Annotated in this window: 22 protein-coding genes and 1 riboswitch; of the genes, 10 read left to right on the top strand and 12 right to left on the bottom strand. The window is 67.9% G+C overall.

The features are described from left to right. Window positions 1–16: 16 nt before the first annotated feature. Together ACWFRF_RS00110 and ACWFRF_RS00105 are read right to left on the bottom strand one after the other, a co-directional pair. The gene (locus tag ACWFRF_RS00110) at window positions 17–652 is read right to left on the bottom strand and encodes an MspA family porin (protein ID WP_379313018.1); all 636 of its coding nucleotides are present in this window, start codon (window positions 650–652) and stop codon (window positions 17–19) included. 190 nt (window positions 653–842) lie between these two features. Then, window positions 843–1,955 (bottom strand): class I SAM-dependent methyltransferase, encoded by a 1,113-nt coding sequence (locus tag ACWFRF_RS00105; RefSeq protein WP_452448312.1) that lies wholly within the window; start codon window positions 1,953–1,955, stop codon window positions 843–845. A gap of 14 nt (window positions 1,956–1,969) precedes the next feature. Here ACWFRF_RS00105 and ACWFRF_RS00100 point away from each other — a divergent pair, with 14 nt between their 5' ends. Further along, the gene (locus ACWFRF_RS00100; RefSeq protein ID WP_378991895.1) at window positions 1,970–2,533 is read left to right on the top strand and encodes a dTDP-4-dehydrorhamnose 3,5-epimerase family protein; all 564 of its coding nucleotides are present in this window, start codon (window positions 1,970–1,972) and stop codon (window positions 2,531–2,533) included. Here the strand turns inward: ACWFRF_RS00100 and ACWFRF_RS00095 are convergent. Genes ACWFRF_RS00095 through ACWFRF_RS00080 form a run of 4 tightly spaced genes read right to left on the bottom strand, consistent with a single transcriptional unit; the run spans window position 2,511 to window position 6,245 of the window. Then, on the bottom strand, window positions 2,511–3,545 hold the full coding sequence (locus tag ACWFRF_RS00095; RefSeq protein ID WP_378992052.1) for an NAD-dependent epimerase/dehydratase family protein: 1,035 nt from the start codon (window positions 3,543–3,545) through the stop codon (window positions 2,511–2,513). The two genes, ACWFRF_RS00100 and ACWFRF_RS00095, sit on opposite strands and share 23 nt — an antisense overlap. A gap of 2 nt (window positions 3,546–3,547) precedes the next feature. Further along, window positions 3,548–4,198, bottom strand: coding sequence for a PIG-L deacetylase family protein (locus tag ACWFRF_RS00090; RefSeq protein WP_449963386.1), 651 nt, complete (start codon window positions 4,196–4,198; stop codon window positions 3,548–3,550). Then, entirely contained in the window at window positions 4,195–4,971 is a 777-nt protein-coding gene (locus ACWFRF_RS00085) for a glycosyltransferase family protein (RefSeq protein ID WP_379312903.1), read from the bottom strand. Before ACWFRF_RS00085 ends, ACWFRF_RS00090 begins: the two co-directional genes overlap by 4 nt. 14 nt (window positions 4,972–4,985) lie before the next feature. Next, the gene (locus tag ACWFRF_RS00080) at window positions 4,986–6,245 is read right to left on the bottom strand and encodes a methyltransferase domain-containing protein (RefSeq protein WP_452448311.1); all 1,260 of its coding nucleotides are present in this window, start codon (window positions 6,243–6,245) and stop codon (window positions 4,986–4,988) included. Between the two features lie 487 nt (window positions 6,246–6,732). On the opposite strand from ACWFRF_RS00080, the gene ACWFRF_RS00075 reads away from it, so the two are divergent. Continuing rightward, the gene (locus ACWFRF_RS00075) at window positions 6,733–8,232 is read left to right on the top strand and encodes a sugar transferase (protein ID WP_452448310.1); all 1,500 of its coding nucleotides are present in this window, start codon (window positions 6,733–6,735) and stop codon (window positions 8,230–8,232) included. A 60-nt stretch (window positions 8,233–8,292) separates the two neighbouring features. On the opposite strand, the gene ACWFRF_RS00070 is transcribed toward ACWFRF_RS00075, so the two are convergent. From ACWFRF_RS00070 to ACWFRF_RS00060, 3 genes are read right to left on the bottom strand one after another with little or no spacing between them, the layout of a single operon-like run. Next, window positions 8,293–9,924: an ABC transporter permease gene (locus tag ACWFRF_RS00070; protein WP_452448309.1), complete on the bottom strand. Its 1,632-nt coding sequence runs from the start codon at window positions 9,922–9,924 to the stop codon at window positions 8,293–8,295. Continuing rightward, complete coding sequence (locus ACWFRF_RS00065) at window positions 9,921–10,850, bottom strand: ABC transporter ATP-binding protein (RefSeq protein ID WP_378991900.1); 930 nt, start codon at window positions 10,848–10,850, stop codon at window positions 9,921–9,923. Before ACWFRF_RS00065 ends, ACWFRF_RS00070 begins: the two co-directional genes overlap by 4 nt. 3 nt (window positions 10,851–10,853) lie before the next feature. Then, entirely contained in the window at window positions 10,854–11,474 is a 621-nt protein-coding gene (locus ACWFRF_RS00060) for a TetR/AcrR family transcriptional regulator (RefSeq protein WP_378991902.1), read from the bottom strand. 101 nt (window positions 11,475–11,575) lie between these two features. Between ACWFRF_RS00060 and ACWFRF_RS00055 the strand changes: the two genes are divergently transcribed. Then, the gene (locus ACWFRF_RS00055; RefSeq protein WP_452448308.1) at window positions 11,576–13,507 is read left to right on the top strand and encodes an acyl-CoA dehydrogenase family protein; all 1,932 of its coding nucleotides are present in this window, start codon (window positions 11,576–11,578) and stop codon (window positions 13,505–13,507) included. On the opposite strand, the gene ACWFRF_RS00050 is transcribed toward ACWFRF_RS00055, so the two are convergent. The 3 genes from ACWFRF_RS00050 to ACWFRF_RS00040 form a co-directional block, all read right to left on the bottom strand. Then, on the bottom strand, window positions 13,504–14,100 hold the full coding sequence (locus ACWFRF_RS00050) for a phosphatase PAP2 family protein (RefSeq protein ID WP_379314628.1): 597 nt from the start codon (window positions 14,098–14,100) through the stop codon (window positions 13,504–13,506). The genes ACWFRF_RS00055 and ACWFRF_RS00050 overlap by 4 nt on opposite strands. Before the next feature lie 31 nt (window positions 14,101–14,131). Then, window positions 14,132–15,010, bottom strand: a complete 879-nt coding sequence (locus ACWFRF_RS00045; protein ID WP_378991908.1) for a nuclease-related domain-containing protein — start codon at window positions 15,008–15,010, stop codon at window positions 14,132–14,134. Between the two features lie 63 nt (window positions 15,011–15,073). Continuing rightward, window positions 15,074–16,468: a DUF2252 domain-containing protein gene (locus ACWFRF_RS00040; protein WP_378991910.1), complete on the bottom strand. Its 1,395-nt coding sequence runs from the start codon at window positions 16,466–16,468 to the stop codon at window positions 15,074–15,076. Between the two features lie 121 nt (window positions 16,469–16,589). Between ACWFRF_RS00040 and ACWFRF_RS00035 the strand changes: the two genes are divergently transcribed. The 7 genes from ACWFRF_RS00035 (at window position 16,590) to gcvP (ending at window position 23,819) form a co-directional block, all read left to right on the top strand. Beyond that, window positions 16,590–17,225 carry a CDP-alcohol phosphatidyltransferase family protein gene (locus tag ACWFRF_RS00035; protein ID WP_378631208.1) on the top strand — a complete coding sequence of 212 codons (636 nt, stop codon included), beginning with the start codon at window positions 16,590–16,592 and terminating at the stop codon, window positions 17,223–17,225. Between the two features lie 42 nt (window positions 17,226–17,267). Further along, complete coding sequence (gene gcvH / locus ACWFRF_RS00030) at window positions 17,268–17,666, top strand: glycine cleavage system protein GcvH (protein ID WP_379219366.1); 399 nt, start codon at window positions 17,268–17,270, stop codon at window positions 17,664–17,666. 177 nt (window positions 17,667–17,843) lie between these two features. Further along, window positions 17,844–18,329 (top strand): oxoglutarate dehydrogenase inhibitor Odhl, encoded by a 486-nt coding sequence (gene odhI, locus ACWFRF_RS00025; RefSeq protein ID WP_101462719.1) that lies wholly within the window; start codon window positions 17,844–17,846, stop codon window positions 18,327–18,329. A 70-nt stretch (window positions 18,330–18,399) separates the two neighbouring features. Further along, window positions 18,400–19,185, top strand: a complete 786-nt coding sequence (gene ftsR, locus ACWFRF_RS00020) for a transcriptional regulator FtsR (RefSeq protein WP_452448307.1) — start codon at window positions 18,400–18,402, stop codon at window positions 19,183–19,185. A 159-nt stretch (window positions 19,186–19,344) separates the two neighbouring features. Then, entirely contained in the window at window positions 19,345–19,818 is a 474-nt protein-coding gene (locus ACWFRF_RS00015) for a bifunctional nuclease family protein (protein WP_067446263.1), read from the top strand. A gap of 158 nt (window positions 19,819–19,976) precedes the next feature. Further along, window positions 19,977–20,534, top strand: coding sequence for a MerR family transcriptional regulator (locus ACWFRF_RS00010; RefSeq protein ID WP_131816826.1), 558 nt, complete (start codon window positions 19,977–19,979; stop codon window positions 20,532–20,534). Window positions 20,535–20,744: 210 nt separating this feature from the next. Next, window positions 20,745–20,844: riboswitch (glycine riboswitch) on the top strand. Between the two features lie 164 nt (window positions 20,845–21,008). Beyond that, a complete protein-coding gene (gene gcvP / locus ACWFRF_RS00005; RefSeq protein ID WP_452448306.1) occupies window positions 21,009–23,819 on the top strand; it encodes an aminomethyl-transferring glycine dehydrogenase in 2,811 nt (936 codons plus the stop codon). Window positions 23,820–23,836 lie beyond the last annotated feature (17 nt).

Genomic DNA, 23,836 nt, shown 5'->3' with positions numbered 1-23,836 from the left:
GTCCGTCGGGCCCCGATCAGATCGAGAAGGTCTTGCCGTAGGTGACGACGGTATCGCCGGACGAGCCGACGATCCGCACGAATGGGCGGACATTGGTCTGGCCGAGCACACCGGTGACAGTGCCGTGGAAACCCGAAAGACGCAGTACACCTTCGGCGCCGGCGATCTCACCGCCCGCGACCTCGACCTCCTGGATGCCGGGGCCGAAGCCGGCGGCGAGTTCGATGCCCGCGCGCGGGATGAGGCCGTCGAGCTTTACGGTGGGGCCGTCGGCGCCGACCTCGAGGCCGAGGCTCGGGGTGGACCACTCGAACTTGATCCTGCCGTCGAGGGTGGCGGGGTAGCCGACCTGATAGCCGAGCGTGATGCGACCGGACCAGGTCTCGGCGTCGGGGCCGGTGACCAGGTAGGAGGCCGCGCCGCTGTGGAACCATTCGCGGGTGAGCGGATTGCCGTCCAGTGGTGCGACGAAGTCGATCCGGGTGTCGGACTGGATCGCCTCGACGGTGCGGTTCTTGCCGTCGAGAACAGTACTGCTGCTGTCGATTCCGGCAGCAGCGGCGCCTGACCCCATGGCGAGACCGACAGCGATGGCCGATACCATCGCCGCGATCCGGAGCGCGCGTGGTGCGAGCACGGTGGTTCCCCTCATCAGAATTCTTCCCCTGGATACTCGCCCGTCGAACGCTGCGTTCGGCGCCGCATTTCCCCTTGCGACCCGGGCACCGGCCACCGCGACACTGCGGCGGTCCAGCGGTGACCCGAACTCGATCATGGTGCGGCGCTGGGCATTTCCGAGTATCTCACGTCCTGCGATCATGCGCCGATCGACATAAGGTCGGCTATCCCACAGTCTTCCCATGCCTGTCTCGGTTGCGTGGGCCCGCCGGATCGTCGATCATCCACCGCCCGTCGAGTTCGGGCAGTGCGGCGCTCACCTCGGCGAGCAGGTCCGGCAGCGTCAGCAGCACGACGTCGGGCTCGGCGGCGACCAGTTCGGCGGGGGAGATGATGGGCACATCGGTGCCGGGCATCCGGCAGCCCTGCTTACCCGGAGCGGCGTCGGCGACCCCGGCGAGCAGGCCGCGGTGCGCGCCCGCCATGCTCAGCAGCGCCACCGCGCGCGACGCGGCGCCGTAGGCATAGACCCGACGGCCGTGCGTGGCGCCGGCGTCCAGCCAATCGCGCAGGGCGCGGACGTGACGGTCGACCGTCTGCTGCAACTCGGCGGCCGCGCTCAGTGCGTCGGCTTCGGCGACGAGAAGGCTGTCGATGGTGGCGTCGGGGGTGTGATCGCCGTGGCGAACGGCCAGGAGCACCGTGCCGCCGTAGAGGTCGAACTCCCACGCGGTGACCACGCTCATCCCCGCCGCCCGCAACAAGGTGCGCAGAGCGGCCAGTGAGTAGTACGCGAAGTGCCCGTGCCGCAACGCGTTCCATTGTCCCTGCGTGACGATGGTGGCCAGTGAGTGGTATTGAACGAGCAGCACCCCGTCGGGCGCTGTCGCCGCGGCCCGTGCCGCGAAGGCCGCGCGCTGATCGGGTTCGTGCATGATCCCGAAGCAGTCGAGCACCACATCGGCCGGTTCCCCGGTGTTCTCGGTGAAGCCGTGCTCGGCGAGCAGGGGCAGCCAGGTGCCGCCGTGCGGGCTACCGAATTCGGTGACCGTCGATCCGCGCAGCAGCCCGGCGGCGTGTACCAGACGCACCGCCTCGGCGGCCTGGTCGCGCAGGGCCAGCGGCTCGATACCGCGGGGCTCTGCGGTGACAGTGTCGTCGTCGGCCAGCTGAGCCAGCCCGCATGCCGCGCACCGGTCCATCCGCAGGGGGTGGCCGGATTCGGTGGCGGCGACCGGAGCGTCACGTGGCGGAAAGTGATCCGCCGCCGGGACCGCGCCGAGATCGAGGACGGGAACAAGCGCGGTCTTCGCGCAGCCGCGGCATCGGTGGGTCATGGGAGTATGGCCTCGTGCGTATCGAGCGGACCGAATTGGCCGACGTAGTGGTACTCGTTCCCGAACCGTTCCGGGACGAGCGGGGGTTGTTCACCCGTACCTTCGACGCGGGTGAGTTCGACGCCCATCTCGGGGTACCGGGTGCGGCGGCGGCCTTCGTGCAGGATTCGCAGTCGCGGTCGGTGCGCGGGGTGATCCGTGGCATGCACGGGCGCGGCGGGCGCGGTGAGGCCAAGCTGGTGCGGTGCGCGCACGGCGCCGTGCACGACGTGCTCGTCGACATTCGTCCCGGTTCGCCGACTTTCGGTGCGCGCCAAGCGTTTCGGCTCGACGACGAGCAGTTCCATCACCTCTATGTGCCGCCGGGTTTCCTGCACGGGTTCCAAGCGCTCACCGAGATCGCCGACGTCTGCTACCGCATCGACCGTCCGCACGATCCCGCCGAGGACCTCGGGGTCGCCTATGACGACCCCGAACTGGCCATCGCATGGCCGTTGCCCGTCGGCCCGGTCTCCGCACGTGACGCGCGGGCCGGGACCTGGGCCGCGCTGCTGGCTACGCTGACGCCGGCGCACTGATCCGGCGCAGCTGTGCGTCGAGCACCCCGGAGTCGCACAGGCCCTGCAGGTGCGGCAACCGGGTGTACCGGCGGAAGAACGCGTCGGCGGTGAGTCCGCGCGCGGTGTACTCGGTGTAGAGCTCGGCCGCGCCCGCAGGGACCGTCCACTGCGCCTCGAAGCCGAGAACCGCACGCGCGTAGGAGAAGTCGACCCGGTAGGACCGTGGGTCGGCGCCGTTCTCACCGGTGATCAGCAGCCGGGATCCGGGGACCGCGTCGACCACCGAGGCGGCGATCTCGGCGACAGTGAGGTTGTTGACCTCGGTGCCGATGTTGAACGCCCGGCACGAGATGTCGGCGGCGGGCGCGGTGAGGCAGGTGGCGAACGCGGCGGCGATGTCGGCGGCGTGCACCAGGGGCCGCCACGGGGTGCCGTCGGAGAGCACCTTCACCTCGCCGGTGAGCACCGCGTAGCCGACCAGATTGTTGAGCACGATGTCGGCCCGCAACCGCGGCGAGAAGCCGAAAGCGGTGGCGTTGCGCAGGAATACCGGAACGAAGTTGTCGTCGGCCAGCGCGGCCACATCGTCTTCGACGCGGACTTTGCTCTCGGCGTAGGGGGTGATCGGGCGCAGCGGGGCGTCCTCGGTGACGAGGTCGGCTCCGGCGGCGCCGTAGACCGAGCAGGTAGACGCGTAGAGGAACCGCGACACCCCGGCCTCCTTGGCGAGGCGGGCCAGTCGCACCGACGCGTGATGGTTGATGTCGTAGGTGATCTCCGGCGCCAGGGCGCCCAGGGGATCGTTCGACAACGCCGCGAGGTGGATCACCGCGTCGAAACCGCGCAGCTGCTCGACGGTCACCTCGCGCAGGTCCACCGCCGACCCGTCGGGGTCACCGGCGAATTCGCCGAGCAGGCAGTCGGCGAAGTAGCCGATGTCCAGGCCGGTGACCTGGTGGCCCGCCGCCCGCAGCACCGGCACCATCACGGTGCCGAGATAGCCCTGGTGCCCGGTGACCAGTACCCGCATGTTCACGTCTGTTCCCATCTGATGATCGCTTTGTCGAGCACGAACGCCTCGGCATACGGTGCGTGGCACTGCACGCCACGCATCCGGGCCAGTCCGAGGAAGGCCTGTTCGTCGAACCAGTCGCGGCCCGTCTGCGACGGATAGTGTTCGTGTAGCAGACGCGACTTCTGCTGTACGAGTGCGTGACTCAGTGGGTGGTAGAGGGTGGGAGTCGGAGTGTCGGTCTCCCATTTGAGGATTTCGTAACCCAGGGTCAGGTGATCACGGAACTCGGTGGGCACCAGTTCGGCGAGCAGCCGGTGGTCCTGGTGGGCATCGCCACGATGCGGCGCGAACACCACCTCGGGTTCACCGCCACGACGAAAGACCGCCAGTGCGTCCTTGATCCGATCCCAGTGCGCGGGCGCGCGACCGTCGGGCACATCGAGCACGTGCAGTTCCGGCTTGTTGCCCGAGCAGAACGCGGTGAGCGCCGCCCGCTCCTCGTCCTCACGTGCGGTGCCGCCACCGGAGAGGACGAGCGCGCGTACCTCGACCTCGGGATCGGCGCCGGTGAGCGCGAGAAGCGTTGCCCCCATCCCGATCGCGATGTCGTCGCAGTGCGCGCCGAGCACCGCGATCCGGCGCGGCGGGGTGGTGAACAGCCCGATCACGGCCGGTCCCACACCATCCACGGCCGGGTGCCGTTGCGGTAGGCGTCGTCGAGTTCGGCGCGTTCCTTGAAGGTGTCGGCCGGTTTCCAGAAACCCATGTGCTGATACCCGAAGAGCCTGCCCTGCCCGGCGAGCGCGCCGCACGCGTCGGCCACGAGATCGCCGCCAGGGGGCAGCAGATCGAAGATCTCCTGGCTGAGCACGAAATATCCGCCGTTCTCCCACAGCGGCATCTGCGCCACCGGCACGATGTCCTTCACCTCACCGGTCGGCGAGATGTCCACACAGTGGAACGAGGACTGCGGCGGCACCACCATCATCGACGCGGCCGCACCCGAGGCATGGAAACGCTCGATCATGGTGTCCAGCGGTGCGTCGGTGAGGACGTCGGCGTAGTTGGCCAGGAAGTATTCGTCGCCGTCGAGGTGCTCGCGCACGCGGCGCAGTCGCTCCCCGATCGCGGATTCGACGCCGGTGTCGACGAAGGTGATCGTCCAGTCGCTGATGTCGCTGCCCAGCAGCTCCACGTCACCGTTGCGGATCACGAAGTCGTTGGACGCCGACTCCTGATAGGTGAGAAAGAAGTTCTTGATGTGCTCGGCGCCGTAACCGAGACACAGCACGAACTCTGTGTGTCCGTAGTGCGCGTAATAGCGCATCACGTGCCACAGCAACGGGCGCGGCCCGACCAGCTGCATCGGCTTGGGGACGACGTCGTCGGATCCGCCGCGCATGCGCATGCCGTATCCGCCACAGAACAATACGACCTTCATCGGTTCGTTCACCTTCATTCGGAGAGTGCGCCGACCGCGACCGGTTCGCCCGCCGTGGCGGCGCGATGCAGCACCGGCAGGGGGTAGATCAGTTCGCCACCCCATTCGCCGACGTGGCTGAGTTGAGCGGTGATCTCGGTTTCGAGATTCCACGGCAGGACCAGCACCACATCGGGCTTGTCCGCGTCGATGCGTTCCGGCGGATGGATCGGAATCCGGGTGCCGGGGGTGTAGCGGCCGTGCTTGTAGGGGTTGCGGTCCACGGTGTATTCGAGCAGGTCGGGCCGGATGCCGCAGTAGTTGAGCAACGTGTTGCCCTTGCCCGGCGCGCCGTAGCCGACCACCCGCTTACCCGCAGCGCGGCAGTCGAGCAGGAAACGCAGCAGCTCGTGGCGAACCGATTCGGCACGGGCACCCAGCGCGGCGTAGCCGGCGGGTTCGTGCAGCCCCGCCGCACGCTCGAGGTCGAGGACCTCGGCGACCCGGGCGGTGGGTTCGGCTACCGCGTCGGGGCGTGCCCACAGCCGGATCGAGCCACCGTGGGTGTCCAGCAGTTCCACATCGACGACGGTCAGGCCGGCGATCGCCAGCGCGCGCTGCGCCGAATGGACGGTGTAGTACTGGAAGTGCTCGTGGTAGATGGTGTCGAACTGGCCGAGCTGGACCAGGTTCAGCGCGTGGTGCACTTCGATGCTGCACCAGCCGTCGTCGCTGAGCAGGGTACGCAGCGCGTGGGTGAACCCGCGCAAGTCGGGTACGTGGGCGTAGACGTTGTTGGCGACCACCAGGTCGGCCGGTCCGTGCTCGGCGCGGATCCGTGCGGCCGAATCCTGTTCCAGGAACGCAGTGTCCGTCGGTACGCCGACCGCGCGGGCCGCGCGTCCGACATTGACCGAGGGCTCGATGCCCAGACAGCGGATGCCGCGCGCGACCGCGTGTCGCAGCAGGTAGCCGTCGTTGCTCGCCACCTCGACGACGAACGAATCGCCGCCGAGGCCGAGTCGTTCGGCGGTCGCGGTGACGAACTGCTCGGCGTGGCGGACCCAGCTGTCGGAGAACGAGGAGAAGTACGCGTACTCGGTGAAGGTGTCCTCGGGGGTGATCAGCGCCGGGATCTGCAACAGCAGGCAGTCCTCGCACAACCGCAGGTGCAGCGGATAGGTCGATTCGGGCAGGTCGAGTTCGGCGGCGGACAGAAAGCTCTCGCACGGTGGGGTGGCGCCCAGGTCGAGCACGCTCGTGAGCCGTTCGGAGTCACAGAGTCGACATTGCACGTGGAGCCCCCACCTTCATACCTGTTCACCCGAGCTGTCGCGGCTCATGCCGGTCATGCCGGAAGTCGGATCAGTGGGCACAGACGTTACAGCGCGGCGGGCGATAAGAGTGCCCCGAAACATTCGGGCGGAAACAGATTCATGGTAATTTTCGGAGTTATACCAGGCCGATCCGGCACCGGCTAACTGCCGGCGAGGACGACCTTTCCTCCTCTGTTTGTGATGGCGATCACTTGTGAAAGTGATTGTCCTGCATTCATATCGAAAGGCAATAGCGGTTCGGTGATAGCTGTCCGATTGCGCTGTGAAGTGGCTAACTACTGGAATCCCTTGTGGCGGTGAGTCTTCGGAAAGAACCCCTGCTGGTGGTCTGTAACAATCAGCAGGCGGGTATCGAATCGACGGGAAGTAGGACGGCCGCAACGGCCGCATTCCGGTCGACGGGGATCGGGAAACGATTCGTCGCCCGAAGGGGAGGTGTGGGTTCATGAGCTACGAGCTCACCGGGAGTGGCGACGTCGATGTTGTCAACGGTGTCCAGGTGCTGCGCCGCACCCAACGCGAGAGTTGGCAGAGCGCACTGGTCCAGCGGTTGGCGGCGACCGATGTGATCGCGGTGTTCGGTGCGGTCGCGGCGGCACAGGTCATCCGCTTCGGCGGTCCCGCCGCGCCGCCGCTGGCCTGGCCGCTGCCCTACGAGGTCGGCTACTCCGTGGTGTCGCTGGCGTTGGCCGCCGGGTGGCTGGCGTTGCTGCACGGCTACGGCAGCCGCACCCCGCAGGTGGTCGGCACCGGGACCGAGGAATTCCGCAGGCTGGTGTCGGCGACCCTGCGGCTGTTCGGTGTGCTCGCGATCCTCGCGCTGCTGTTCCGGGTGGAGGTCGCGCGCGGTTATCTCGCCATCGCGTTGCCCGCCGGGCTGTTCGCGCTGGTCGTGGGGCGATTGGCGTGGCGATGGCGGTTGCGGCGGTGGCGCGCGCAAGGGCGGTGCCACATCGCGGTGCTGGTCGTGGGTTCGCCGGAGGCCGCGCAGGCGATGGCGTCGGCGTTCACCGGCGATCCCGGCTCCGGCTATCGCGTGGTCGGCGTCTGCGTGCCCGCGGGATCGGTGGGCGCGCAGTTCGATACGTCCGACGGGCCGTCGGTGCTCGGCGACGATCGCTCGGTGCTGGAGGCGGTGCGCCGCAGTGGCGCCGACTCGGTGGCCGTGGCCGCGACCGACCATCTCGGACCCGCCGAGTTGCGGCGGATGGCATGGGCATTGGATCCCCTCGGCGTCGATCTGATCGTCGCGCCCGGCATCGCCGACATCGCGGGGGCGCGGCTGACCAACCGCCTCGTCGCGGGGATGCCGATGCTGCACATCGACCCGCCGCGCTACGGACGGGCGAAGTCGAGCCGCAAAGCGCTGTTCGATGTGTGTTTCGCCGCGACCGTGCTGGTGCTCGTCGCGCCGATGCTGGCCGCCATCGCAATCGCCGTGAAGATGACGAGTGCGGGGCCGGTGTTCTACCTGTCGGAGCGGATCGGGCGCGACGGTATTCCGTTCCGGATGATCAAGTTCCGCAGCATGCTCGTCGACGCCGACCACGCGGTGGAGGCGCTCATCGAGCGCCACGGTGGAAATCCGTTGTTCTTCAAGGTCAAAGACGATCCGCGGGTCACCGCCGTCGGCCGCTTCCTGCGCAAGTACAGCCTCGACGAGCTGCCCCAGTTCTTCAATGTGCTGCGCGGCGACATGAGTGTCGTCGGGCCACGGCCGCAGGTGCAACGTGAGGTCGACAGCTACGACGGGGAGATGCGGCGGCGGCTGCTGGTGAAGCCGGGCGTCACCGGGTTGTGGCAGGTCAGCGGACGGTCGGATCTGTCGCCGGAGGACTCGGTGCGGCTCGACCTGTCCTATGTCGAGAACTGGTCGATGGTGCTGGATCTGGCGTTGATCGCGCGCACCATCGGAGCGGTCACCCGCGGCGACGGCGCGTACTGAAACCGGGGTGGCGAGTCGACTCACCACCCCGGCTCGGCTACGCGGAGCGCGCGCTCCCGGTCAGCGCAGGTCGCGCCGGCGGAAGGCCATGAGCCCCACCGCGATCCCCGCCCCCGCGAGGGCGAGCAGGTAGCCGATCGGCACCATGTCGAACGGCGCACCCGGCAGCTTCGGCGGGTGGACGAAGGGCACCAGATCGAGGATCCACTGCGAGAAGCTGCCCAGCGAGCCCAGCACGAAGATCACGATCATCGCGCTCAGCACGCCCCACGCGAGTGCCGCGTACTTGGGCAGTGCGCCGAACAACAGCATCGCGATGGCGGTGACCACCCAGACCGCGGGCAGTTGTACCGCGACCGCGCCCAAGGATTCGCCGACCTTGCCGGGGAGGTCGCCGTCTGTCGCACCCCAGACGATGCCGATCGCCAGGCCCGCGGTCAGCAGTGCCACGGCGGGTCCGCCGATCGCGAACAGCAGGTGGCTCGACGCGTAGCGCACGCGGCTCACCGCGGCGGCCATGACCGTCTCCGCGCGCCCGGAGTTCTCCTCCTCGTGCAATCGCAGCAGCGCCGACACGGAGTAGGCGGCGGCCGCGGCGGCCAGCATGGTGACGGCGTAGGCGATGAACGACTTCTCCAGATCGGCCGACCCGCCCATCGAGGTGACCACGTCCTGCAGGGTGCCGCTGTCGTCGAGCATGCCGCCGATGCTGTTGACCGCACCGCCGATGAGCAGACCGTAGAGGGCGAAACCGGTCGTCCAGGCGAGCAGTGAACCTCGCTGCAGCCGCCAGGCCAGACCCACCGGACCCGACAGCGCGGTGCCCGCGACGGCTGGTCCGGGTCGGTCGGCCAGCAATCCCGCGCCGATATCGCGTGTCCGCAGCAACCGATAGGCGAGCAGCGTCGCGCCGGTGGCGAGGGCGGCCATCGGTACGAGCACCCACCAGCGTTCGTCGGCGAACGGGCGGATCTGCAGGCACCACCCCAGCGGCGAAAACCAGGACAGCACACCGTTTCCCGCATCGCCAACCGCACGTACCGCGAACGCCGCGCCCAGTGTGCCCAGCGCGATGCCACGGGCAAGCCGCGCGCCGGTGCTGACCTGCGCGGCGACGGCGGCCACCGCACCCCAGACCACACCGGAGCCGGCGAGTGCGGCGCCGAAGGCGACCGACCCTCCGGCAGGCAGATCGGTGGCCATCAGTGAAGCGGCACAGACGATTCCGGCAACCGCCGAAGCGCCGTAGGTGAGCAGGAGTGCTCCGGTGAGGCCGGCGAAGCGGCCGATGCTGGTGGCGCCGACCAGTTCCGCGCGCCCGGTCTCCTCCTCGACCCTGGTGTGGCGGATGACCGTGAGTACCGCGGCGATCGCGATCATCGCGTACATCGCTCCGGCCTTCCAGGTGCCGATGGAACCGAGCGCCGAGCTGAAAACGGGTCCGTACATGGCGATCAGTGCGGGGCTGGCCGCCGTGGTCGCCGCGAAGTGGTCGAGTTGTTCTCCGGTGGTGTAGATGTCCTTGATCGACACGATCTGCAGCGCGGGCATCAGCCCGATCAGCAGCGACCACAGCGGCGCGACCACCCGGTCGCGGCGCAGATACAGGCGCAGCATCTGGCCGGTGCCGGCGAATTCGCCTGCGGTGCGGGCAGTTCCGGCGAAACGGGGGAGAGCGGCTGTCGCAGTCATGCCCGCACCTTCTCCGCGGTCTCGGCGTCGTCGACGTGGTAGTGGCGAAGGAACAGATCCTCTAGCGTCGGTGGTGCGCTGGTCAGGCTGCGGACCCCCGCGTCGCCGAGTACCCGGATCAGTGCGCCGAGGTGGTCGGCGTCGACCTGGCAGCGCAGGGTCGAACCGTCTCGTTCGACATCGCCGACCCCGGGCATCGTGCTCAGATCGCCGGGATCGCCGATCAGGTCGGCGGTGATGGCAGTGCGGCTCAGATGGCGCAGGTCGTTGAGCGAACCGGATTCGACGGTACGCCCGGCGCGGATGATGGTGACCCGGTCGCACAGGTGCTCGACCTCGGACAGGATGTGGCTCGACAGCAGCACCGTCGCGCCACGGGCGGCGGCATCGCGCACGCAGTCCTGGAAGACCTGCTCCATCAGCGGGTCCAGACCCGAGGTGGGCTCGTCGAGGATCAGCAGATCCGCGTTCGCCGAAAAGGCCGACACCAGTGCGACTTTCTGCCGGTTGCCCTTGGAATAGGTGCGCGCCTTCTTGGTGGGGTCGAGTTCGAAGCGTTCGATCAGCTCGCCGCGGCGTGACTCGTCCAACCCGCCGCGCATGCGGGCGAGCAGGTCGATCGTCTCACCGCCCGACAGCGACGGCCACAGCGTGACATCGCCGGGGACATAGGCGATCCGGCGATGCAGGTCGACGGCATCGGTCCAGGGGTCTCGGCCGAAGACCGCGGCTTCGCCACCGGTCGCGCGCAGTACTCCGAGCAGGATTCGGATGGTGGTGGACTTGCCTGCGCCGTTGGGACCGAGGAAACCGTGGATTTCGCCGGTGCTGACGTGTAGGTCGAGTCCGTCGAGCGCGGTGAAGCGGCCGAACGTCTTTCGCAGGCCCGCGACATCGATGACCCGGTCGGTGGTGGGGGAGGGCATCGTCTACTCCTCGAAAAGGGTGTCGAGCATGGTGGAATCGGTGAGTAATCCTTGGGTGTAGAGCTCGAGCGCCGGGAAGGTGATCTCGTCGGACAGCTCACGAATCGCCTTGCGGTAATCGAGTTTTCCTTCGCGCTGCATGCGCATCTGGAGGTAGAGGTTCATCGCGCCGACATGGCAGAGCACGATGTAGCGAGCGCGGGCCGCGTGGTCGCGACTCGGCTTGGCCTTGCCCTCGTCGACGGCGGTCTGCATGTACTGCTCCGCGTCGGAGATCATGTGTTCGAGCAATGACTCCGACAGCGGGCCGCCTGCCTGGAAGCTGCGCAGCATGTAGGCCACCAGGGGTGCGTACATCTCGATCTCGGCCATCGCGTTCAAGATCCCCGCGGGACCGGGTGCCTGGATCGCGCGCAGCTTCTCGTCGCGGATGATCTCGAGCACACGATCGTCGCAGACCGCGCGCAGACCGTCCTTGGAGCCGAAGTGATGGTTCACCAGCCCGGGTGACACCCCGGCTGCGGCGGCGATGGCCCGTACGCCGACGCCGAAGCCCTGCTCACCGAACAATTCGATCGCGGCATCACGAATCCTGGCGGCGGTGGTGAGATCGGCTGAACGCATGTTCAATATGTTAAACGCGTGTTCAATCCGTTGGCAAGACTTTCACCCGATCCGAGTTTCGGGCCTGGGTGACCCATCGTGTCCGGGCTAATGTCGAAGCCATGGCTACCGGCACATCGACGACGGCAGAACATCTCCGCGCAGCGCTGGACGGACCGTGGCGCACGGTCAGGGAGCAGGCGCGCACCCAGCTCGCCGGTGCGGAATTCACCGACGATCCCGAACTCGACATCCACGCGGCGAGAGCTCGCGTGCTCGACCAGATGCGGGTCATCGCGACCATGGGCTACCCCGAGCGCGGGTTCCGGCCCGAGAACGGCGGCACCGGTGATCCCGGCGGCGCGGTCGTCGGGCTGGAGATGCTCGCCTACACCGACCTGTCGCTGTGGGTGAAATCCGGCGTGCAGTGGGGACTGTTCGGTGGCGCGGTGGAGAACCTGGGCACCGAACGTCACCGTGACTTCATCAAGCGCCTGATCTCGCTCGATCTGCTCGGCTGTTTCGCGATGACCGAGTCGGGCCACGGCAGCGATGTCGCCGATCTGGAGACCACGGCCACCTATGACCCGGCCACCCAGGAATTCGTCGTCAACACCCCGACCCCGTCGGGGCGTAAGGACTACATCGGTGGTGCCGCGGTGCACGCGCGGATGGCCGCGGTGTTCGCTCAGCTGATCGTCGGCGGCGAGAGCAAAGGGGTGCACTGCCTGCTGGTGCCGATCCGTGACGACCTCGGCGCGGACCTGCCCGGCGTGACCACCTACGACGACGGTATCAAGGGCGGCCTGCCCGGCGTCGACAACGGCCGGATCGTCTTCGACCAGGTGCGGATCCCCCGCGAGAACCTGCTCAATCGCTACGCCGATGTGTCCGCGGACGGCACCTACAGCTCGGAGATCGAGAACCCGAGCCGCCGTTTCTTCACCACCCTCGGCACGCTGGTGCGTGGCCGGGTCAGTGTGGGTGGCGCGGCTGCGGCGGGCGCGCGGGTGGCACTGAGTATCGCCGTCCGCTATGCGTTGGCACGCCGACAGTTCGCCGACCCCGATACCGGTGAAGAGACCCTGCTGCTGGACTACCGCAGCCATCAGCGCAGGCTGCTGCCGCTGGTCGCGAAGTCGTTCGCGCTGGCCTTCGCCCAGAACGACCTCGTGCGCCGGATGGATGAGATCCAGCGCGGGGAAAACACCGAACCGAGCTCACAGCGGGCGCTGGAGAAGCGTGCCGCCGGTCTGAAGGTGGCTCAGACCCGCCATGCCACACGGGCGATTCAGGAATGCCGCGAAGCCTGCGGCGGCGCCGGCTATCTCACCGAGAACCGCCTGGTGACGCTGAAAGCCGATACCGATGTGTTCACCACCTTCGAAGGTGACAACGTCGTCTTGACCCAGCTCGTGGCGAAGGAGCTGCTCACCGCCTACTCCGACGAGGTCCGCGACCTCGACGCACTCGGCTGGGTGCGCTTCGCCGCCACCATGGCCGGTGACGTGGTGCGCAAACGCTCGGGCGTGCGGCAGCTGATCCAGACCCTGCGCGACCGCAACGACGAGTCCGTCGACGAAGGCGACCTGTCCAAACGCGACGTCCAGCTACAGCTGTTCGCCGACCGCGAGGACTACCTGCTGCGCACCGCCGCGCACCGGCTGCGCGCCCGCGCCGCCGACACCGGCCCGTTCGAGGCGTTCAACAATGCCCAGGACCACATCCTGGCCGCCGGCGCCGCGCACATCGACCGGCTCGTGCTCGAGGAATTCGTCGACGGCATCGCCACCATCGAGGACCCGGATGCCAAGGCGCTGGCCGAAACCGTCTGCGACCTCTTCGTTTACGCCTCGCTGGAGGAGAACCTGGCCTGGTACATCATGCACCGGTTCATGTCGGTGGAGCGGGCCAAGGCGGTGCGGCGCGGGGTGAACGAACTCGTCGACCGCCTGCGTCCGGACGCGCTGACCCTGGTGGAGGCGATGGGTGTGCCCGAGACGATGCTGCGCGCCGAAATGCTGCACGACGCCAGCGTTTTCGATCGTCGCTAGGCGGCGCGCCGGGCGTGTAGGGCATCGGAGATCCAGCACAGGCCGATCGCCATCGAGGCGGCCGCCGCCGCCCCACCGAGGACATCGGTGGGGTGGTGGTAGCCCAGCTCGGCCATCGCGGGGGTGATCGCGATCAGGGCGAGCACGGTGAGCGTCGCGACCGCGATCCGTGTCCGCAGGTCGGTCACCAGGCACGCGAAAGTTGTTGCGACAGCGACCATGTGGACGGTGTGTCCGCTCGGGTAGGCGAGATGGTCGTCCAGCTGCCGATCCCACAGTGGTTTCAGCAACCAGGTGTTGACCACCAACGCGACCTCGGGCACCACCAGCATGGTCACGGCCCGCCACCACTGCCGGTGGAGCGCGAAAAAGGCACACGCGGCCAGGAGCAGCGCCACGACCACCGGCGCGTTACTCGGCGTGACGAGCACCTGCGCGAGGCCGGCGGAGACGGTGTTGTCCGGCACCACCGAGTCCAGTTCGGTCGGGCCGCCGTCCGCGGGGAACGTCAACGGCAGCGACGCGGTCAGCGCGGCACCGGCGCCGATCGCTGCCACCCGCACAGCGCAGGTACTACCGACACGGTCGATCACGAACGCGACGATAGCCGCCGTCCGGCGCCGCTCAGGCCGGACCGTAGGTGAGCACCGCCGTGACCAGGAACCACAGCACCCACACGATGGCTACGATCATGCCGAGAGCGAGGGTGATCCGCAGGAACGCCCGGCCGAAATCGAGATCGCCGCCGACCCGCGGATACAGCTTCCACGGGCTGTACCACGGCGCGACCATGCCCCGGGACTGCGCCTGGCGTTCGAGCTCGGCCTGTTGCTCGGCATAGGACTCCGCGGCAGCCTGGGTGGGCCCGCCGTGCCACAGCGTCACGTCGATCGGGCCGAGGAAGCCCTCGTTGAGCAGATCCTGTGGCGCGGGCAGGAACGGCAGGATGCCGAGGCCACGGAACGCGATGGCGACGTCGTTGGCCGTCCAGAGGTTGTGTTCCTTCTCGGCCAGCAACTCGAAATACATCTCGAGCCGTTGCGGGTCGTCGGTGACGATCACATCGAAGCTCGGGTCGCTCCAGCCCTGGTGCACGTCGATCTGGGCGCCGGGCATCGGCACGATCAGGCCGAGACCGTGCACCGCGCGCTGGCCGAGCCCGCGCGCGGCGAGATAGTCCTGCAGGGCGAAGGTGTGATCACGCGAACGCTCCAGCGGCGTCGATTTCTCCGCGCCCGCGAACTGGGCGAGTTCGCCGGAGACCATCCACGGACCGTTGAGCGGGATCTCGAGCACGCCGTCCTGCGGGGCGGTGAACGTCTCCGCCTCGATGATCACGCAACTGGTCGGAGTCCAGACCACCGCGTCGAACTGATGCAGCCGATCCTGGTGGAACAGGCTGCAGTTGATCGTGGCGACGCCGTGCGGGCTCGCCGGGTCCTTCCACGTGCGCAACCAGTCGATCAGTGCCGCCTCGGCATCGCTGCCTGCCGCATTCTGCACGCGCACGAGCATGGAGACCGCCCTTCGTTGTGCCGAGAACCGTTGGCGTACATCGTAGCTCGATCAATCCTGTTCGGCGGCGACCGTGCCCGCGTCCACGGCGGCGACGAGGTCGGCGTGATCGGCCTCGGTGCGGTCGGCGTAGCGCACCGCGAAGCGGGCCACCGAGTCCTCGAACCGCTCGTCGTCATCGTCGGTTTCCAGATACCCCGCCAGCGCGCGCGGGTCGAGAGAGCGAGCGTGCGCGCGGGCCAGCAGGGCGCCGGCGAGGCGGCCGTAGTCGTCGAGATCGTCGGCGGACAGTTCCGCCGGGTCGATGCTGCCCTTGAGATTGCGGAACTGACGCACGATGAAGGGCAGCGACTCGTCGAGTTCGACGGTCGTCCAACCGAGCAGGATGTCGGTCTCGGACTGCACGGTCCGCGCGCCGACCACGATCCGTTCACCCTCGTGCCGGGGCTCGGTGGGCGGCAGGAACGGCGCGAGGGCGGATGGGCGCGCCTGCTTGACCTGCAACACCACCGCCTCGCCGTCGTTGCCGTGCAACAGCGCCACATAGCTGTGCAGGCCGACGCTGCCGGTGCCGACGATGCGGAACGCGACATCGGAGACCGCGAACCTGGCCAGCAGGTTGCGCCGGGATTCCCGGATGGTGCTCGCGTAGCGTTGCAGGCCGTCGATGACGGCTTCCGACACCGGCGTGTCGACCGCGGTCAGCACGGGTGGATCGCTGACGAAACGGTGTTTGCGGATGTCGGTCTCGTGGTCGTCGAGGTGCTCGGTCCACTTCGCCACCACCTTGGCGCTGGTGTTCTTGCGCGCCTTCTTCGCGGCCTTCTTGAAGTCGTCGAGCAGGTCTTCGGCTTTGGCACTGGTGAGGATCGACTCGTCGGGCAACGCCGTCCAGGACTGCATGAACGGCATGTCGGCCAATTCGCCGACGGTATGACGGTAGGAACGGGCGGCATCGCGTGCCGCGCGCAGGCAATCGTCCTCGTCGACGCCGCTCTCGCGTCCCGCCAGCACGAGGCTTGCCGCCAGACGCTCCAGATCCCACTCCCACGGGCCCATGACCGTCTCGTCGAAATCATTGATATCCATCACGATCTCGCCACGTTGAGTGCCGTAGAGGCCGAAGTTGGCGGCGTGGGCGTCACCACAGATCTGGGCGGCCAGACCACTGTCCGGTCCGGCGGCGAGGTCGGCGGCCATCAGGCCCGCGGCGCCGCGGAAGAAGGTGAACGGCGAGGCGATCATCCGCCCGATCCGCAACGGGATCAGACGTTCGATCCGGCCACGGTTGCTGATGTCGATGAATTCGCGCACCGTCGGCCGATCGGGGCTCGCCGCGGCACGGTCACGCTCGGTGACAGGCACCCGCCGCCGGGCAGCCCGGCCACGCTCGCGGGCGTCCTCGGCGGAGACGTAGGAACGCAGATCAATACCACTGTCGGACACGATTGCCGAGGTTAGCCGGTTGCCGCGCGCCGGGCAGCGTGGCGCTCGGTACACAGCGGAGTTGACGGCGTTTCGGCGTGGCCGGATGGCGCCGGACGGGGTCGGTGCGGTAAGCAGGGGCGTGGCAACCGAATCAGGAACGCCGGGCACGCACGACACCGAAACCGGTGGCGTGTTCAGCGACCGCATCCTGACCGTGCCCAACGCGCTGAGCGTGGTGCGGTTGATCGGCATCCCCGTCTTCCTCTGGCTCCTGCTGGTCCGCCACGCCGACGGCTGGGCCTTCGCCTTGCTGATCGCCAGCGGCTTCACCGATTTCCTCGACGGCAAACTCGCCCGATTGCTCGATCAGTCCTCGCGTCTGGGAGCGCTGCTCGACCCGCTCGTCGATCGGCTCTATCTGGTGACGACCCTGGTGGCCTTCGTCGTGCGCGGCCTGCTGCCGTGGTGGCTGGCAGTGATCTTGATCGCACGCGATCTGGTACTCACCGCGACCCTTTCGGTGTACAAGCGGCGCGAACTACCCGCGCCGGAAGTGATCTACCTGGGCAAAGCGGCCACTTTCGCGCTGATGTCGGCGCTGCCGTGGATATTGACCGGGGAGATGGACTGGGCGGGGGCGAGTTTCGGGTGGGCCTTCGGCTGGGCACTGCTGATCTGGGGCACGGCACTCTACGTCTGGACCGGGCTGCTCTACGCGGGGCTCGCGGTCGCGGTCGCGCGATCGATACCGCCTGTGCCGCACCGGGGGAGCTAGTCGATACTGTTGCGTGCAACGTCGACGATGAAAGGACGTCCAGTGACCCGGACCCCTGAGGAACTGCGCTACACCGAAGAGCACGAATGGGTGCGGCGGACCAGCCCCACGGCGGTCCGTGTCGGCATCACCGATTACGCCCAGTCACAGCTGGGTGACGTCGTGTTCGTCCAGCTGCCCGATGTCGACAAAGACGTGACCGTCGGCGACAGCATCGCCGAGGTCGAGTCGACCAAGAGCGTGTCCGACATCTACGCTCCGCTCACCGGCAAAGTCGTTGCGGTGAACGAGGATCTGGTCCAGACGCCGGAGACGCTCAACGAAGATCCCTACAACGAGGGTTGGCTGTTCGAGCTCGCGTTCGACGACGAGGCAACCCTCGATTCCGCCCTCGGTGAACTGCTGGATGCAGCGGGTTACCAAGGAGTTATCGGGGGCTGACTCAGCCTTCACAGTTCTCCCTGCACGGGCACGCCCCGGCAGGGTACGGTCAAAGCCAAGCGGATACGTCGGGGAATCGACGCCGGGATCTTTTCCTGGCGATGTGATCGCGCCGGTCGTGTCGCCGAATACAGCACCTGCTTGCATGGATAATCAGGTTCGAGGAGGAGAGAAACGGTGAGCGAGAACAGGGACCCGGGTTACGGGGAAACCGCGGCCGAGACGACGTCGGTCTTCCGCGCGGACTTCCTCAACGAGGTCGACGCGTCGCGCTCCGCAGAGCCGACCGGCGAACAGCCGGTTCAGGGCGTCGAGGGCCTGCCGGCCGGTGCGGCCCTCCTGGTGGTCAAGCGTGGCCCGAACGCGGGCTCGCGTTTCCTGCTGGATCAGCCGACCACTTCGGCCGGCCGCCATCCCGACAGTGACATTTTTCTGGATGACGTCACGGTCAGCCGTCGGCATGCCGAGTTCCGTCAGGACGACGACTCGTTCCAGGTCGTCGATGTGGGCAGCCTCAACGGCACCTACGTCAACCGGGAGCCGGTGGACTCCTCGGAGCTGCAGAACGGCGACGAGGTCCAGATCGGCAAGTTCCGGCTGGTCTTCCTGACCGGTCCGCGCACGCAGGCGAACGAGTCGGCGTCGGGCGCGGGGTCGCGATGACCCCAACGGTACTGGTGCCCGTAACGGGCACAGTGCTGTGACAGGGGCGGCGCAGTGGGCGCGCGGAGGGATGTCGATCGGCTCCGTACTCGACCTGCTGCGACCAGATTTTCCTGATATCACCATCTCCAAGATCCGGTTCCTCGAATCCGAGGGCCTGATCCGGCCGGAACGGACACCGTCGGGATACCGGCGGTTCTCGGTGGCCGACTACGAACGGCTGCGTTTCGTACTGACCGCGCAACGCGATCAGTACCTGCCGTTGAAGGTGATCAAGGAGCAGTTGGAAGCGATCGACAGTGGTGCGGCGACGTTGGGCGTGCGTGAAGCGCGCGCCCGCGCGCACTCCCACCACGGCTCCGCGGAGGCCGGGCACGGTGTGTCCGGCTCCGCGGAGGCCGATACCGAGGCGAGCCCGGCCGCGCCGCGCCGCCTCGGCATCGTGACGGGCGCGATCACGCCCGAGGAATTGCGCGTCGACGTCGGCGTGCGGCTCACCAGGTCCGACCTGCTCGCCAAGGCCGACATCGACGACCGTTTCCTCGACGATCTGCTGCGCGCGGGACTCATCGTCCCCGGTGCGGGCGGATTCTTCGAGTCCGATGCGGTCACGCTGGCACACGCGGCGAAGGCGATGGCCGAATTCGGCCTGGAGGCTCGTCATCTGCGCGCCTTCAAACTCGCCGCCGATCGCGAGGCAGCGCTGATCGCACAGATCGCCGCGCCGATCGCGAAGAGTCGTGATGCCGATGCGCGCGCTCGCGCCGAGGAGACCGTGCGCGAACTCGCGGCGCTGTCGCTGAACCTGCACGCCGCATTGGTCAAAGCCGCGGTGCGCACAGCCCTCGGCGGCTGACACACCCGGCCTGGTGATCAGGTATCGCCCCGGCTACACACCGATTTCGGCGCGAACGTCTTTCTTGCACGCCCCAGAATTCGCCTAGACTCGTTGATACGGCGAGCTGTGCAGCTGTCGTGCCGGCCGGCGGCCGAGTATGGGAGGCAGGACTTACTGATGAGCGAGATGCGTGTCATCGGCATCCGTGTCGAGCAGCCACAGAACCAGCCCGTGCTGCTGCTGCGGGAGGCTTCGGGGGAGCGGTATCTGCCGATCTGGATCGGGCAGGCCGAGGCCACCGCGATCGTGCTCGAGCAGGAGGGGGTCACGCCGATCCGTCCGCTCACTCACGATCTGATCAAGATTCTGATCACCGAGCTGGGACACACACTCAAGGAAGTGCGGATCGTGGATCTGCAGGAGGGCACCTTCTACGCGGATCTGGTCTTCGACGGCGATCTACGGGTCTCGGCGCGACCGTCGGACTCGGTGGCGATCGCCTTGCGCGTCGGGTGCCCGATCTACGCCGAAGAGCCGGTGCTCGCCGAGGCGGGCTTGGTGATGCCCGACGAACGCGAGGACGAGGTGGAGAAGTTCAAGGAGTTCCTGGAGTCGGTCTCGCCCGACGACTTCAAGGCGACCGACAGCTGATCACGATCTTCTAAACCTTAAGTAGAGGTCCAGGGAATCGCGGCGTTTGGTGCTTGGTGTGACAACACCGCAGGTCCGACAATGGCAGGAGTAACCTCGAAAGTCGGGCAACATCCGTCGTGACTCCGACCCGAGAACGTCGGCAGAAGGAGCGATCAGTGGAAGAACAAACGCAGGATGTCGTACAGCCTGGCTTGTTCCCGGACGACTCGGTTCCGGACGATCTGGTCGGCTACCGGGTGCCGAGCGCGTGTCAGGTCGCCGGTATCACCTACCGTCAGCTCGACTACTGGGCCCGGACCGGGCTGGTCGTGCCGTCGATCCGTGGTGCGGCGGGATCGGGCAGCCAGCGGCTGTACTCGTTCAAGGACATCCTTGTCCTCAAGATCGTGAAGCGGCTGCTGGACGCGGGCATCTCTTTACAGAACATCCGGATCGCCGTCGATCACCTGCGCAGTCGTGGCGTGGGCGATCTGGCCGGGATCACCCTGTTCTCCGACGGCACCTCGGTGTACGAGTGCACCTCACCCGAGGAAGTCGTCGATTTACTGCAGGGCGGCCAGGGAGTCTTCGGGATCGCCGTCGGTGGCGCCATGCGTGAGCTGACCGGCGCGATCGCGGACTTCCCGGCAGAACGAGCCACCGCCATCACCGACCGCCCCGAAGACGAGCTCTCTTTTCGACGCAAGGTGAGAGAGAACCGGAAAACCGGTTAGTCGTGCCGCGCGATCTCGCAGGCACAGGGGTAACTCACCGGGTACGGGCCGACCGGCCGTCTCGTCTCCACTCGGCCGCGTTTGCCGCCCAGCCCGCACCTGGGTCCGGCCCGAAGGCGCGGAGAGGCGCGACAGTGATCAGCACTACACCCCCGGCGGGCCCCTGGTGGCGCGACCGGGGGTTCGCTGCATCTAGAATCGGTGGTGCGTCGCCGCCGTGCGGGAGAGTCCTCGGTTCGTGAGAATCGGGGCGCCGAAGGAGCAGCACCTCCCCGTCAATCTCTCAGGCAACAGGGACCGCACGGTGATTCGACGCCTCTGGAAAGCGGTGGCATCCGGCTGCCCGCCCACGGGGAAAGGAGCACGGTCTTCCCGTTTCGGGGGCCGGGTTTCCGAATCTCTCAGGCGCACAGACAGAGGGGGAGGGCTGGTACCCGTCGACCATGAGGTCGACCCGCCCGACCTGGAGCTGCCGTGACCCGTTCGTTCGCCGACCGCCACATCGGACCCGATTCCGGCGAACTCGCCCGGATCCTCGCGACCATCGGCGTCGAGTCCCTCGACGCGCTCGCGACCACGGCGTTGCCCGCCACGATCCTCGACGAGTCCGGCCTCGGCGCGCTGCCCGCGCCCGCCTCCGAGCACGAGGTGCTCGAGGAACTGGCCACGCTGGCGCAGGCGAACACCGTCGCCACCTCGATGATCGGTCTGGGCTACTACGACACCCTCACCCCGCCGGTGCTGGTGCGCAATCTGCTCGAAAACCCCGCCTGGTACACCGCCTACACCCCGTACCAGCCCGAGATCAGCCAGGGCAGGCTCGAGGCGCTGCTCAACTTCCAGACCATGGTGTCGGATCTGACCGGCATGGACGTCGCCAACGCCTCCATGCTCGACGAGGCCACCGCCGCGGCCGAGGCGATGACGCTGCTGCGCCGCGCGGGCAAGTCCAAGTCGAACCGGCTGCTGATCGACGCCGATCTGTTCCCGCAGACCAAGACCATCATCGGCACCAGGGCCGAGCCGCTCGGCATCGAGATCATCGAGGCCGACCTGTCGACCGGGGAGCTGCCGGAGGGCGAGTTCTTCGGCGTGATCGTGCAGACCCCGGGCGCCTCGGGCCACATCGTCGACTGGACCTCGCTGTTCGCCGCCGCCCACGAGCGCGGCGCACTGGTCGCCGCCGGCGCCGATCTGCTCGCGATGACGTTGAGCACCCCGCCCGGTGAACAAGGTGCCGACGTGTGCTTCGGTACCACCCAGCGCTTCGGCGTGCCGATGGGCTTCGGCGGCCCGCATGCCGGTTACCTGGCCGTGCGCACCGCCTTCGCCCGTCAGTTGCCCGGTCGCCTGGTCGGCGTGTCCGTCGACGCCGACGGCGCGCCCGCGTACCGTCTGGCGCTGCAGACCCGTGAGCAGCACATCCGCCGCGAGAAGGCCACCTCGAACATCTGTACCGCCCAGGTGCTGCTGGCCATCGTCGCCGCGATGTACGCGAGCTACCACGGTGCCGACGGCCTGCGCGCCATCGCGCGCCGGGTGCACCAGCACGCCGCTGCCGTCGCGACCGGTCTCGGTGGGGCCGTGGTGCACAGTGCCTTCTTCGACACCGTGCTCGCCCACGTGCCCGGCGGCGCGGAAGCGGTTGTCGCCAAGGCGAAGTCGAAGGGCATCAACCTGCGCCTGGTCGACGCCGACCACGTCGCCATCGCCTGCGACGAGGCCACCACCGACGCGCATGTCGCGGCCGTCGTCGAATCCTTCGGCACCGCACTGACTCCCGACGCGGGTGCGGGCGCCGAGCCCGCCGCGATCGAGACCCGCACCTCGGACTACCTGACCCACCCGGCGTTCACCCGCCACCACACCGAGACCGCCATGTTGCGCTATCTGCGCGCGCTCTCGGACAAGGACATCGCACTGGACCGCAGCATGATTCCGCTCGGTTCGTGCACGATGAAGCTCAACGCGACCGCGGAGATGGAACCCATCACCTGGCCCGGCTTCGCCCGCCTGCACCCCTTCGCGCCCACCGAGGACACCCCCGGCATCCGCACGCTGATCGCCGACCTCGAGCGGTGGCTGGCCGAGATCACCGGCTACGACGCGGTGAGCCTGCAGCCCAATGCTGGCAGCCAGGGCGAATACGCGGGCTTGCTCGCGATCCGCCGCTACCACCTCGATCGCGGTGACGACCACCGCGACACCTGCCTCATCCCGTCCAGCGCGCACGGGACCAACGCCGCCTCGGCGGCCATGGTCGGCATGCGCGTCGAGGTGGTCAAGTGCCGTGCGAACGGTGACGTCGACCTCGACGACCTGCGCGCCAAGATCGCCGACCACGCCGACCGGCTGGCCTGCATCATGATCACCTACCCGTCCACCCACGGCGTCTACGAGCACGAGGTCGCCGAGTTGTGCGCGCTCGTGCACGATGCCGGCGGCCAGGTGTACGTCGACGGCGCGAACCTCAATGCCCTTGTCGGCCTTGCCCGTCCGGGCCGGTTCGGCGGCGACGTGAGCCACCTGAACCTGCACAAGACCTTCTGCATCCCGCACGGCGGCGGCGGACCCGGCGTCGGCCCGGTCGCGGTGGGTGCGCACCTGGCGCAGTACCTGCCGGGTGACCCGCTCGAAGCCGGTTCGCACGCGGTGTCGGCGGCGAACTACGGTTCCGCGTCGATCCTGCCGATCACCTGGGCCTACATCCGGATGATGGGCGCCGAGGGCCTGCGCGCGGCGACGCTGACCGCGATCGCGTCGGCCAACTACATCGCCCGCCGCCTCGACGCTCACTTCCCGGTGCTCTACACCGGCGAGAACGGCATGGTCGCCCACGAGTGCATCCTGGATCTGCGGGAGATCACCAAGCAGACCGGCGTCACCGTCGACGATGTGGCCAAGCGATTGGCCGACTACGGTTTCCACGCGCCGACCATGAGCTTCCCGGTCGCGGGCACGCTGATGGTGGAACCCACCGAGAGCGAGAACCTCGAGGAGATCGACGAGTTCATCGCCGCCATGATCGCCATCCGTGGTGAGATCGACCAGGTGGCGGCCGGGGTGTGGCCGGTGACCGACAACCCGCTGCGCGGTGCGCCGCACACCGCTGCCAGCCTGGTAGCCGAGTGGAACCATCCGTACAGCCGGGAGACCGCGGTGTACCCGCGCGGTATCGGCCATGCTCGTCCGAAGGTCTGGCCTTCTGTGCGGCGCATCGACGGTGCGTTCGGTGACCGCAATCTGGTGTGCTCGTGCCCGCCGCTGGATGCCTACGAAGACTGACCGGTAGTCCTGACAAC

The sequence above is a fragment of the Nocardia sp. NPDC055165 genome (genome assembly GCF_053606985.1).
Note: the sequence above shows the minus strand (reverse complement) of the source record. Positions and strands in the feature narration are given on the sequence as shown.